The sequence below is a fragment of the Nocardioides sp. AE5 genome (assembly GCF_031844485.1).
Lineage (GTDB): Bacteria > Actinomycetota > Actinomycetes > Propionibacteriales > Nocardioidaceae > Nocardioides.
This window is the reverse complement of record NZ_JAUZVI010000002.1, coordinates 224,061-236,068: the sequence shown is the minus strand read 5'-3', so window position 1 is coordinate 236,068 and position 12,008 is coordinate 224,061. Positions and strand designations below refer to the sequence as shown.

At 69.3% G+C, this 12,008-nt stretch carries 13 protein-coding genes; 5 read left to right on the top strand and 8 right to left on the bottom strand.

Translation table 11 applies throughout. The features are described 5' to 3' along the window. Nucleotides 1–58 precede the first annotated feature (58 nt). Nucleotides 59–604 carry a GNAT family N-acetyltransferase gene (locus tag Q9R27_RS04265; RefSeq protein ID WP_311251094.1) on the top strand — a complete coding sequence of 182 codons (546 nt, stop codon included), beginning with the start codon at nucleotides 59–61 and terminating at the stop codon, nucleotides 602–604. Between the two features lie 8 nt (nucleotides 605–612). Here Q9R27_RS04265 and Q9R27_RS04260 read toward each other — a convergent pair whose 3' ends face one another. Both Q9R27_RS04260 and dapB read right to left on the bottom strand, forming a co-directional pair. Beyond that, nucleotides 613–2,211: a M4 family metallopeptidase gene (locus Q9R27_RS04260; RefSeq protein WP_311251093.1), complete on the bottom strand. Its 1,599-nt coding sequence runs from the start codon at nucleotides 2,209–2,211 to the stop codon at nucleotides 613–615. Between the two features lie 199 nt (nucleotides 2,212–2,410). Further along, complete coding sequence (gene dapB / locus Q9R27_RS04255) at nucleotides 2,411–3,157, bottom strand: 4-hydroxy-tetrahydrodipicolinate reductase (protein ID WP_311251391.1); 747 nt, start codon at nucleotides 3,155–3,157, stop codon at nucleotides 2,411–2,413. A 132-nt stretch (nucleotides 3,158–3,289) separates the two neighbouring features. Here dapB and Q9R27_RS04250 point away from each other — a divergent pair, with 132 nt between their 5' ends. The 3 genes from Q9R27_RS04250 to Q9R27_RS04240 are packed head-to-tail and all read left to right on the top strand — an operon-like array spanning nucleotide 3,290 to nucleotide 4,993. Further along, on the top strand, nucleotides 3,290–3,766 hold the full coding sequence (locus Q9R27_RS04250) for a class I SAM-dependent methyltransferase (RefSeq protein ID WP_311251092.1): 477 nt from the start codon (nucleotides 3,290–3,292) through the stop codon (nucleotides 3,764–3,766). A 58-nt stretch (nucleotides 3,767–3,824) separates the two neighbouring features. After that, on the top strand, nucleotides 3,825–4,418 hold the full coding sequence (locus Q9R27_RS04245; RefSeq protein WP_311251091.1) for a transposase: 594 nt from the start codon (nucleotides 3,825–3,827) through the stop codon (nucleotides 4,416–4,418). Nucleotides 4,419–4,453: 35 nt separating this feature from the next. Further along, on the top strand, nucleotides 4,454–4,993 hold the full coding sequence (locus Q9R27_RS04240) for a hypothetical protein (RefSeq protein ID WP_397219643.1): 540 nt from the start codon (nucleotides 4,454–4,456) through the stop codon (nucleotides 4,991–4,993). Nucleotides 4,994–5,005: 12 nt separating this feature from the next. On the opposite strand, the gene Q9R27_RS04235 is transcribed toward Q9R27_RS04240, so the two are convergent. The 6 genes from Q9R27_RS04235 to Q9R27_RS04210 all read right to left on the bottom strand — a co-directional run bounded on the left by Q9R27_RS04235 (nucleotide 5,006) and on the right by Q9R27_RS04210 (nucleotide 11,055). After that, nucleotides 5,006–6,391 carry a pitrilysin family protein gene (locus Q9R27_RS04235; protein ID WP_311251090.1) on the bottom strand — a complete coding sequence of 462 codons (1,386 nt, stop codon included), beginning with the start codon at nucleotides 6,389–6,391 and terminating at the stop codon, nucleotides 5,006–5,008. Between the two features lie 2 nt (nucleotides 6,392–6,393). Continuing rightward, on the bottom strand, nucleotides 6,394–8,664 hold the full coding sequence (locus Q9R27_RS04230; protein WP_311251089.1) for a polyribonucleotide nucleotidyltransferase: 2,271 nt from the start codon (nucleotides 8,662–8,664) through the stop codon (nucleotides 6,394–6,396). A 321-nt stretch (nucleotides 8,665–8,985) separates the two neighbouring features. Next, the gene (rpsO, locus tag Q9R27_RS04225) at nucleotides 8,986–9,261 is read right to left on the bottom strand and encodes a 30S ribosomal protein S15 (protein WP_224125380.1); all 276 of its coding nucleotides are present in this window, start codon (nucleotides 9,259–9,261) and stop codon (nucleotides 8,986–8,988) included. A gap of 124 nt (nucleotides 9,262–9,385) precedes the next feature. Further along, nucleotides 9,386–9,712 (bottom strand): hypothetical protein, encoded by a 327-nt coding sequence (locus Q9R27_RS04220; protein ID WP_311251088.1) that lies wholly within the window; start codon nucleotides 9,710–9,712, stop codon nucleotides 9,386–9,388. After that, a complete protein-coding gene (locus Q9R27_RS04215) occupies nucleotides 9,712–10,092 on the bottom strand; it encodes a hypothetical protein (RefSeq protein WP_311251087.1) in 381 nt (126 codons plus the stop codon). Before Q9R27_RS04215 ends, Q9R27_RS04220 begins: the two co-directional genes overlap by 1 nt. 9 nt (nucleotides 10,093–10,101) lie before the next feature. Next, nucleotides 10,102–11,055 carry a bifunctional riboflavin kinase/FAD synthetase gene (locus Q9R27_RS04210; RefSeq protein WP_311251086.1) on the bottom strand — a complete coding sequence of 318 codons (954 nt, stop codon included), beginning with the start codon at nucleotides 11,053–11,055 and terminating at the stop codon, nucleotides 10,102–10,104. 50 nt (nucleotides 11,056–11,105) lie between these two features. On the opposite strand from Q9R27_RS04210, the gene Q9R27_RS04205 reads away from it, so the two are divergent. Next, nucleotides 11,106–12,008: an NAD(P)H-binding protein gene (locus Q9R27_RS04205; RefSeq protein ID WP_311251085.1), complete on the top strand. Its 903-nt coding sequence runs from the start codon at nucleotides 11,106–11,108 to the stop codon at nucleotides 12,006–12,008.

Below are 12,008 nucleotides of genomic sequence, written 5' to 3'. Positions count from 1 at the left end.
AACAAGATGTCCGGCCCGGGGCCGCCGGGAGCGACAACCACCTGTCAGGATGGCCGGCATGGACCGCCCCTCAGCCGACGTCTCCGTCCGGATCGCCTGGCGCGACGACGCCGCGGGCATTGCCGGCGTCCAGGTGGCCGCCTGGCGCCAGGTGTACGCCGACCTGCTGCCAGCAGACGTGCTGGCCGGGCTCGACACCGATGACTTCGCACGCACCTGGTCCGAGGCGCTGGGTCGCCCCGGTGACGCGCGCAACCGGGTGCTGGTCGCGCTGGAGCGCAACCGGGTGGTCGGCTTCGCGGTCACCTCCCCTGCCGGCGACCCCGACGCCGATCCGGTCGCCGATGGCCAGGTCGGAGAGTTCCACGTGCACCCTGCCGAGCGGCGTCGCGGGCACGGATCCCGGTTGCTGCAGGCCTGTGCCGACACCCTGGCCGCGGACCGGTTCACCCGCGCGGTGGTCTGGGTGAACGCCACCGACGACGTACTGCGTGGCTTCCTCACCGAGTCCGGCTGGGCGCCGGACTCGGCCCACCGCGAACTTGACCTGCACGGCGACGGCGCCGTGCAGGTCAAGCAGGTGCGGCTGCACACCTCGCTCTGAGCGAGGCTTCAGCCGTTCACATTCACCGCGGTCCAGGCCGCGGCGACGGCGTTGTACTCGGTGCTGCCAGCGCCGTACAGGTCCTTGGCCGCGTTCAACGTCGCGGTGCGGGCCTGGGCGTAGTTGGTGCTGGAGGTGAAGTACGTCGTCAGCGCGCGGAACCAGATGGCGGCGGCCTTCTCGCGGCCGATGCCGTTGATCGTCGACCCGTCACAGGTCGGCGAGTTGTGCGCCTTGCCGCCGATCGTCTTCGCGCCCGAACCCTCGGCGAGCAGATAGAAGAAGTGGTTGCCCACGCCCGAGGAGTAGTGCACGTCCAGGTTCTTGGTGCCGGTGGTCCAGCAGTCCTGGGAGTTGCCGTCCGTGCTGGGCTTGTCCATCCGGCGGAAGCCGACGCCGTTCTTCAGGTCGAACTGCTCACCGATGTAGTAGTCGCCCTGGTCCACGGAGTTGTTGGCGTGGAACTCGACCATCGTGCCGAAGATGTCCGAGGTCGCCTCGTTGAGGCCACCCGACTCACCGGAGTAGGTCAGGTTGGCGGTGTTCTCGGTGACGCCGTGGCTCATCTCGTGCCCGGAGACGTCGAGCGAGACCAGCGGACCGACGTTGACGCCGTCGCCGTCGCCGTACGTCATCTTCTCGCCGTCCCAGAAGGCGTTGGCGTAGTTGTTGCCGTAGTGGACCCGGCTCGGTGCCGCGGCGCCATTGCCGAAGATCCCGTTGCGACCGTGGACGTTCTTGAAGTAGTCGTAGGTCTGCGCGTGGCCATAGGCGGCGTCCGCAGCAGCGGTCTGCCGGTCCGAGTTCGATCCGTTGCCGAAGACGGGGTCGCTGCTGGTGATCGTCGACCCGTTGCTGCACCCGATGCCGAGCAGGGTGCACAGGATGCTGTCAGTCCCGTTACCCATGTCGGTCACCTTGGCATTGCCGTGCACCGGGTCGGTCAGGGTGTACGACGAGCCGGACTGGGTGACGTGCAGGTCCACCGTGCCGCTGTAGAGCGTGTGGCCCTCGCCCTCCACGTTGACGATCTGCTGCTCCTCGCGGATCACCTTGCCGGTCTTGGCGTCCACATAGGTGGCCAGGCGGCTCGGGGTGCCGTTGGCCTGCATCCCGCCGGTGACGACGCGCCACGCGAGCGTGGGGGTGGCGCCGGTGGCGTCGATGAGCAGGGTGGCCTTCTCCAGCAGTTCCAGTCCGGTGATCGAGTCGAGCAGCCCGGCGAGCGACGTACGCTCGGCCGTGGTGCCGTGCACGGTCGGCTTGACGCCGAGGTTGAGCACCCGCTCCAGGCTCTGGCTGACCGCCTCCAGTGTGCCGTCCGCGGCCTGATGGACGACCATGTCGCCACCGACGACCTCGAGGCCGCGATAGCTGCGCTGGACGCGCACGTGGGTGGTGCCGTCCGGGTCGGTCATCACCTGGCTGACCGTGAATGCCTGTCCGTCGGAGTCGAGCGCCGCCTCCGGGTTCGCCTGGAGTGCGTCGACGGCCGTCGGACGTTCAGAGCCGGGGTCAGTCGGGTCGGCCGTGGCCGGCGTACTGAACAGCAGTCCGGTGGCGAGCGTGGCCAGACCGAGTCCTGCCCAAGCTGGAGTGATTCGCATGGTGGTTGAGCCTCCGTTGCAGTGCGGGGTCTCCCTCCCCACCACCAGCGTTCCATTACCCCCGGGTAACTGTGAAGGGCAGAGCCACTGCAGGTTCCTGCATTGCGACAAACTGCAAAACGCCGCAAAACGCTCCCGATGCGTTCACGAACCCATCAACGATTGAGCTTTCGGACATCAACGAGTGAGCGTTCGTGGGCTAGTCGAGGTCGAGGAAGTGCTCCAGGCCGACGGTCAGGCCGGGGTGTGCCGCGATCTCGCGCAGGCCGGTGAGTACGCCAGGGGCGAACGAGGCGCGGTCCATCGAGTCGTGGCGCACCGTCAAGGTCTCCCCCGGGCCGCCGAGCACGACTTCCTGGTGGGCGACCATGCCGCGGATCCTGAGGCTGTGCACCGCAACGCCGTCGACGTCCGCGCCGCGGGCGCCGTCCAGGGCGGTCGAGGTCGCGTCGGGCATCGGGTCGCAGCCGGCCTCGCGCCGGGCCGCGGCGATGAGTTCCGCCGTACGCCGGGCGGTCCCCGAGGGCGCGTCGGCCTTGGTCGGGTGGTGCAGCTCGACGACCTCCACCGAGTCATAGAAGGGTGCCGCGATGGTGGCGAAGCGCATCATCAGGGTGGCGCCGATGGAGAAGTTCGGCGCGATCAGCACGCCGACCCCGGGCGCATCGTCGAGCAGGGCGCGCAGCCGGGCCAGGCGCTCCTCGTCGAAGCCGGTAGTGCCGACCACGGCATGGATGCCGTTCTCGATGCAGAAGCGCAGGTTCTCCATCACCACGTCGGGGTGGGTGAAGTCGACGATCGCCTCGGCCCCGGACTCGACCAGGGCAGCGATGTCGTCCCCGACGTCGATCTGGGCGACCAGTTCGAAGCGGTCGGAATCCTCGACGGCACGGCAGATCTCCGCGCCGACCTTGCCGCGTGCACCGAGCACGCCCACCTTCGCAATCTGTGCAGTCACGGGGGCAAACCTACGCGACCCGAATCGCGTTCCGGGGGTCAGTCCAGCCGATCCGCACCGACTAGTGGCAATCTTGTGCCCATGGTGAGGCAGACAATTCCAGCACGCATCCTCTGGGCCGTGGACGTCCTCGACGTCCAGCCGGCCGACCAGGTGCTCGAAGTGGGATGCGGCCAGGGGTACGCCGCCGAGGTCATCTGCAGCCGCCTGAAGACCGGGAAGCTGCTGGCCATCGACCGCTCCGAGTCCGGCGTGGACCGCACCAAGCGGCGCTGCGCGGAGTACGTCGCAGCCGGCCGGCTCTCCGTGCGCCACATCGACCTGGCCACCCTGCGGATCCCGGTCAAGCGCCTGGACAAGGTCTTCGCCTTCAACGTGAACCTCTTCTGGGTGCGCGACTGCCAGGACGAACTCACCCTGCTCCACGAGCGCCTCTCCCCCGGCGGCAGCATCCATCTCTTCTATGACGCAGCCCGTCCCGACCAGTTCCCGACTGCCCTGGAGAAGGCCTCCCAGGCGCTGGTCCAGGCGGGGTTCCGGGTCTCGGTGGTGGAGAGCAAGAACCCGGCCGCCGTCGGCCTGATCGGTCGCCGCTGACTCATAAGTTTATTTCCTGATATGATCTGATATCAGGTTACAACCTTATGGAGGGTGGATGAAGGCTTGCGTACTCACCGTCGACCAGCATTCCAGCCGCGCCGGGACTGACCTGGTCCCCGACGCGGTGACCCAGTACGGCGCCGGCGCCCTGCTTGGCTTCGAGCGCACCGCGGGCGACGAGATCCAGGCGCTCTTCGTCGACCCCGGGGCCGTGGCCACCACCCTGGCCGACCTGATCCGCAGCGACGCGTGGCACATCGGCATCGGCATCGGCGCCGTGGACGAACCACTCCCCGACTCGGCCCGTGCCGGCCGGGGCACGGCGTACGTCCACGCGCGCAGCGCCGTGACCCGGGCGAAGAACGCACCCGGCCGGATCAGTGTCGTCACCGACAGCGACTACGGTGAACGACTGGAGACGGTGCTCTGGCTCTGGGCCGCACTCCTCGCCCGGCGTACCCGCGGCGGGTGGGAGGTTGCGGACCTGGTCGCCGAGGGCCTGACCCACACCCAGGTCGCCGAACGGCTCGGCGTCAGCCAGTCCGCGGTCAGCCAGCGCGGTCGGGCCGCCGGACTGGTCGAGGACCAGCGGGCCCGGAGCCTGGTCACCGACCTGATCGGCGAAGCCCTGGCCGACCCGGCAAGATAGGACGAACACAGGAGGAGGAGGAGGAGGAGGAAGGCGTGGACGTGCTCGTGCTGGCGCTGCTGGTGTTCACCTGTGCCGTCGCGCTCGCCTCGTGGCGGGTCCCCGGCCTCGCCCAGGCAGCCTTCTCGCTCCTGCTCGTCGCCGGCCTGGCCACCAGTGCAGCCCTGCTCGGCTTCCGGGCCTCGGCCCTGCCCGGCGACGACTTCCGCCTCTCCTGCACGGTGGCGCTGCTGGGACTGCTCGCCATCGCCGGCGGCGGCGTGGTCACCACCAGCATCTTCCGGCTCATCGACGGCAAGGAGACCGCAGCCGAGGGATCCATGCGCCAGGCCGGCGAGGTGCTGCGCGGCGGGGCATGGATCGGAGGCCTGGAACGGGCCGGCGTCTTCGTCTGCGTGGTCGCCGGCTGGCCCAGCGGACTGGCGATCATCCTCGCGCTCAAGGGCCTGGGCCGTTATGCGGAACTACGCAGCCAGACGCCGGGCGCAGCCGAGCGGTTCATCATCGGCACCTTCTCCAGCGTGCTGTGGGCCAGCGCCTGCGCCGGCACCGCCTGGCTCGCCCTGGCCGCCTGAGGCCCAGCGGGGTCAGGGAGCGACGACCGCCAGCACCTCCGGCTGGGCGAACAAGTCCGCCGCCAGCCGGCGTACGTCGTCCAGGGTGACCGCATCGATGCGCGCCAGCACCTCGTCGAGGCCGAGCAGTTCGTCACCGACGAGTTCGGCCTTGCCGATGCGCGACATCCGTGACCCGGAGTCCTCCAGGCCGAGCACCAGTCCCCCGCGCAGCATGCCCTTGCCGCGCTCGAGTTCCTCGGCGCTGATCCCGTGCTCGGCGACGGTGGCCAGTTCGGCCCGCACCACTGCCAGCACCTCGTCCAGGCGCGCCGGCAGGCAACCCACCGAGACGCCCACCATGCCGGCATCGGCGTGGTGGCTGGCGAAGGAGAAGACCGAATAGGCCAGTCCGCGTCGCTCGCGGACCTCCTGGAACAGGCGCGACGAGGTGCCCCCGCCCAGCGCGGTGTTGAGCACCCCGAGCGCGAAGCGTCGTTCGTCGCCGCGGACCAGGCCGTTGACCCCGAGCACCACGTTCGCCTGCTCGAAGGGACGCTGGACCCGGGCCACGCCCGGGGTGAGCCGGCGTGGCCTGGCCGCGGTGCGCACGGTGCGCGGCGCCCCGGCGCCGGCCAGGAAGCCGTTGCGGCCGAAGGCGGCCCGGACCTGGCGCACCACGGTGGCGTGGTCCAGGTTGCCGGCGACGGCAATGACCATGTTGTCGCCGCGATAGTGCGTGCGGTGGAAGCGGGCGATCTGGTCGCGGCCCAGGCCGCGGATCGAGGACTCGGTGCCGGCGATCGGGCGCCCCAGCGGCGTACTCCCCCAGGCCTGGGCTGCCCACAGGTTGTGCGCCACGTCGTCCGGGTCGTCGTCGTGCATGGCGATCTCGTCGAGGATCACCTCACGCTCGGCCTCGACGTCCTCGGCGGTGATCAGCGAGTTGGTGATCATGTCGCCCAGCACGTCGATGACCATCGGCAGGTCGTGGTCGAGCACCCGCGCATGGAAGCAGGTGTATTCCTTGGCGGTGAAGGCGTTGAACTCGCCACCCACCTCGTCCAGGGCAACCGAGATGTCCATCGCGGAGCGCTCCCAGGTGCCCTTGAAGAGCAGGTGCTCGAGGAAGTGCGAGGCACCGTGCAGCCGCGGGGTCTCGTGGCGGGAACCGACGCCCACCCAGACCCCGATCGCGGTGGAGCGGACACCGACCATCTGCTCGGTGACCACGCGCAGCCCTCCGGGCAGCACCGTACGCCGCACGGTGGAGGTCACCTGGCCGGTGTCGTCGGTGACGGTGAGCACGGTCGAGGTCTGCTGCCGGGGCCGGCGCTGGGCCTGGGGCTGGGTCTGGGGAACCGAAGACCGGCCAGCAGTTGCCTGCTGGCCGGTCGACGGGTTGTTCTTCGTGGTCACGCTCAGCCTTCGGCGCCGTCCTCGACTGCCTCGGCTGCCTCGTCGGTGGAGTCTGCCTCCTCGACCACGGGTATCAGCGAGAGCTTGCCCCGGTCGTCGATCTCGGCAATCTCGACCTGGACCTTCTGGCCCACGGAGACGACGTCCTCGACGGCGTCGACCCGCTTGCCACCGGCCAGGGCGCGGAGCTTGCTGATGTGCAGCAGCCCGTCCTTGCCCGGCAGCAGCGAGACGAACGCACCGAAGTTGGTCGTCTTGACGACGGTGCCGAGGTAGCGCTCGCCGACCTCGGGCATGGTCGGGTTGGCGATCGCGTTGACGGCCTGGCGGGCAGCCTCGGCGGCCTCGCCGTTGGTCGCACCGATGTAGACCGTGCCGTCGTCCTCGATGGAGAGCGTGGCGCCCGTGTCGTCCTGGATCTGGTTGATCACCTTGCCCTTGGGGCCGATGACCTCGCCGATCTTGTCGACCGGCACCCGCACGCTGATGATCCGCGGGGCGTGCACCGACATCTCCTCGGGAGCGTCGATGGCCTCGGCCATCACGTCCAGGATCGCGTGGCGAGCCTCGCGGGCCTGGGTCAGCGCACCGGCCAGGACCTCGGCCGGGATGCCGTCCAGCTTGGTGTCGAGCTGGAGCGCGGTGACGAAGTCACGCGTGCCGGCGACCTTGAAGTCCATGTCGCCGAAGGCGTCCTCGGCGCCGAGGATGTCGGTCAGTGCGACATAACGGGTCTCCCCGTCGACCTGGTCGGAGATCAGGCCCATCGCGATGCCGGCAACGGGAGCGCGCAGCGGCACACCGGCCTGCAGCAGCGACAGCGTCGAGGCGCAGACCGAGCCCATCGAGGTGGAGCCGTTGGAGCCCATCGCCTCGGAGAGCTGGCGGATCGCGTAGGGGAACTCCTCGCGGGTCGGGAGCACCGGCAGCAGCGCGCGGCGGGCCAGCGCACCGTGGCCGACCTCACGACGCTTCGGGGAGCCGACCCGGCCGGTCTCACCGGTGGAGAACGGCGGGAAGACGTACTTGTGCATGTAGCGGCGGCTCGTCTCCGGGGAGAGCGTGTCGAGCTTCTGCTCCATGGTCAGCATGTTCAGCGTGGTGACACCCAGGATCTGGGTCTCGCCACGCTCGAAGAGGGCCGAGCCGTGAACCCGCGGGATGACCGCGGTCTCCGCGTGCAGCGGGCGGATGTCGGCGAGGCCACGGCCGTCGATGCGGACCTTGTCGCGCAGCACCTGCTGGCGGATCAGCTTCTTGGTCAGCGCACGGAACGCGGCACCGATCTCCTTCTCGCGACCCTCGAACTGGCCGGCGATCTTCTCGACCAGGTGGGCCTTGATGTTCTCGAGCTCGTCGTCACGCTCCTGCTTGGACAGGGTGCGCTCACGCTTGCCGCCGACGCTGAACAGCTCGGCAGCGGCCTCGCCCACCTCGGCCTCGACCGCGGCGTACACGTCGTCCTCGAAGTCGAGGAAGATCGGGAACTCGGCGACCGGCTTGGCGGCCTCCTTGGCGAGCTCGGCCTGGGCGGCGACGAGCTGCTTGATGAAGGGCTTGGCTGCCTCGAGGCCGCTGGCCACGATCTCCTCGGTCGGCGCCTGGGCACCGGACTGGACGAGGTCCCAGGTCTGCTCGGTGGCTTCGGCCTCGACCATCATGATGGCGACGTCACCGGACTCGGTGACCCGACCGGCGACGACCATGTCGAAGACGGCCTGCTCGAGCTGGCTGTGGGTCGGGAATGCCACCCACTGGCCCTCGATGAGCGCCATCCGGGTGCCGCCGACCGGGCCGGAGAACGGCAGGCCGGAGAGCTGGGTGGAGAGCGACGCGGCGTTGATCGCCAGCACGTCGTAGGGCTGGTCGGGGTCCAGCGCCATCACCGTGATGACGACCTGGACCTCGTTGCGCAGGCCCTTCTTGAAGGTGGGCCGCAGCGGGCGGTCGATGAGACGGCAGGTGAGGATCGCGTCCTCGCCCGGGCGGCCCTCGCTGCGGAAGAACGAGCCGGGGATCCGGCCCGCGGCGTACATCCGCTCCTCCACGTCAATGGTGAGCGGGAAGAAGTCGAAGTGGTCCTTGGGGTGCTTGCCGGCCGTGGTGGCCGAGAGCAGCATCGTCTCGTCGTCGAGGTAGGCAGTCACCGATCCGGCGGCCTGGCGGGCCAGCAGCCCGGTCTCGAACTTGACGGTGCGGGTGCCGAACTTGCCGTTGTCGAGAACGGTTTCGACTGCGGAGATGACGGGTCCGTCCGCGTTGATTTCTGTCAAGGGTTCAATCCCTGTTCTGTTCGCGGAGCGATCCGCGCGTCCGCCTCGATTGACCCCTCTCGCGGAGGGGCCCGCCGATGTGCGGTGCATCGAAGTGCTTCCCGCCTGTCCCGCTGCTGCGGGACTGGGGCCGGTCTTCGATCGAGGCCCGCAGAACTGTTGCTCTGAAGGCCACTACCGAGGACCGGGCCGGACGTGGTGCGGGTCGCTCCTGGTGATGATTCTGGATTTTCAGTTGTGTTGCCGGGGCCGACTCTATCGCCCGGACCCGACAAAAGCGAAGGAGCGGTCACCCGTGGCGGGTGACCGCTCCCTCAAGGATCAGCGGCGGAGGCCGAGGCGCTCGACGATCGAGCGGTAGCGCTCGATCTCGGTCTTCTGCAGGTAGTTCAGCAGACGACGGCGCTGGCCGACCAGGAGCAGCAGGCCACGACGGCTGTGGTGGTCGTGCTTGTGCTGCTTGAGGTGCTCGGTCAGGTGCGAGATGCGGTGGCTCAGGAGAGCGATCTGGACCTCGGGCGAACCGGTGTCGCCCTCAGACTTGCCGTACTCAGCGATGATCTTCTTCTTGGTCTCCGCGTCGGTACCGATGGACATCTGCGGGCTCCTTCCGGGTTCTCCGTTGCGCGGCGCTCCGGGGCTTGTCCCCGGGGCTCTCTGGATCCGCGGCCGTTTCACGGCAGTCAACAGTCGTGCCCTCGCGGGCAACCGGACGAGATTATCAGTGCGGAAGGTGGTTCTCCGAATCAGGGGCACTCGACGCCGCCCACTCGGCCCTGCGTCGTCTCGAGCCCGTCACGGCCGCGACCACCATCGCGAACGCGCCGACCAGCAGGCCGGCGACCATGCCCCAGTAGTAGCCGCCGGGCAGCGCCCCGATGAGCAGCAACGACCAGTCGGTGAACTGGCGGTCGCTCAGCTCGTTGTCGAGGACCCGCATGCTCGCCACGGCCAGTACGCCTGCGGCAGCGCCGATCACCACGCCCAGCCAGGTGTGGACCAGGGTCGTCACCTCGGACGCGCCCCGACGCAGCCCCGCCCACGTCATCAGGAACACGACGAGCGCGAAGACCACCGCCCCGACGAGATAGCCGGGCAGCCACGCGGAGAAGCCATGATGGTGCCGATCGCCGCAACCCCGAAGCCGACCAGGGCCAGGACGAGGATGCCGGCGACGAACCCGGGGAACCCGCCGGACACGAACTCGGGCTGGTCGACCACCAGGCCGCTGACGCCGAAGAGCGTGAACGAGTGCAGGACCCAGACGGCCAGCACGCTCTCGTAGTCCTCGACGAACCGGTCCCAGCTCTTGGCCAGGACTTCGCTGACGAGGGTGCCGACGATCGCGACGACCACGGACACGCCCACGGCCAGCCCTGGCAGCAGCACCTGTCGTTGCGTTGATCCGTCTGTGATTCCCGAGCTCATCGCGCCAGATTACGGCGTCGTCGGCGGCGCGTGGAGGATCTCGCGGGTCCTGACCACATCGTCCTTCATCGTCTCCACGAGCTTCTCGACACCCTCGAACCGCACCATCCCACGGATCCGCTCGACGAAGGTCACCTCGACCTCCACGCCGTACAGGTCCAGGTCGGTCCGGTCCAGGACGTAGGACTCGACCCGGCGGTCGCGCTCTCCGTCGAAGGTGGGATTGGTGCCCACGGAGATGGCGGCAGGGAATGTCTCGTCGGTGTCGAGCCGCCTCAACCAGCCCGCATAGACCCCGTCGGCCGGCACCCCACCACCGTCCAGGGAGGGCAGGTTGGCGGTCGGGAAGCCGAGGTCTCGACCGCGCTGGTCCCCCTTGACGACCGCGCCGCGCACCGTCACCGGGCGCCCGAGCGCCTCGGCCGCTCCGGTGACGTCTCCTGCCGCCAGACAGGTGCGGACATAGGTGGAGGACCAGACCTGCGGCCCCCCATCGAGCTCGATGCCCTCGGCAGTGAAGCCGCGCTCGGCGCCGGCAGCGGCCAGCGTCGCGACGTCCCCGCGGGCCCGGTTCCCGAAGCGGAAGTTGGCTCCCACCACGACGGCGCACGCGGACAGGGCGTCCACGAGGATCCGGTCGATGAACTCCTCCGGCGTCCAGCCGGCGATCTCCCTGTCGAACGGAACGACGAGGACGTGGTCGACGCCAGCCTTGCCCAACAGGGCGGCCCGCTGCTCGACGGTGGTCAACATGCTGGGGGCGTGCTCAGGGCGCAGGACCGCCATCGGGTGCGGGTCGAAGGTCACCGCGACAACCGTGCTGCAGCCACGCTCCTCGGCCACCTCGCGGGCACGGCGTACGACGTGTTGGTGGCCGAGGTGGACGCCGTCGAAGTTGCCGATGGTCACCACCGTCGACGCAAGGTCGTCGGGCACCTCGCCCAGTGAACGCCAGATCTGCACGGGCTGCACAATACCGAGGCCGTTTCGGACCGCGTGCGAGGATGGCGCGCATGCCATCCACATCGCCGGTCCTGGTCACGGGCGCCACCGGATTCATAGGCTCCCGACTGGTGGAGCAACTGGTCGAGGACGGTCACGACGTGCGTGCGATGACGCGCCATCCGTCGGACTACGACGGTCCCGGCACCGCGGTGCACGGTGACGTCTCCGACGCCGAGTCATTGATCGAGCCCCTCGACGGGGTCCGGGTGGCCTACTACCTCGTCCACTCGCTGGACCGGCCCGACTTCGAGGAGGTCGACGCGCGGGCCGCGCGCAACTTCGTCGCGACCGCGGAGGCGGGTGGCGTGGAGCAGATCGTCTATCTCGGTGGCCTGGGGGCGGAGGACGACGAGCTCTCGGCCCACCTGCGCTCGCGCCGTGAGGTCGAGCGGATCCTGCAGTCCGGCACGGTGCCGGTCACGGTGCTGCGGGCAGCGGTCATCGTCGGCGCCGGGGGCATTTCGTGGGAGATCACCAGGCAGCTGGTCAAGAACCTTCCGGCCATGGTCACGCCGCGCTGGGCGCGCACCCGCACCCAGCCGATCGCGGTCGACGACGTGATCCGTTACCTGGCCGGTGTCCTGGGCCGCCCCGAGGCACTGGACCGGGTCTTCGAGATCGGCGGTCCGGACGCACTCGACTACGTGCAGATGCTCCAGGTTGCCTCGGAGGTCGGCACCGGCCGCCGTCGCCCGATCGTCTCCGTCCCGGTGCTCACCCCTCGGCTCTCGTCCTACTGGCTCGCCCTGGTCACCGACGTCGACATCACGACTGGGCGCAACCTGATCGACTCGATGGACATCGAGGTCGTGGTCACCGACGACTCGATCCGGGAGATCGTCCCGGGCGAGCCGGTCGACTACGCCGAGGCCGTACGTCGTGCGCTCGAGGAGGGCGGGCACCGCGAGTGA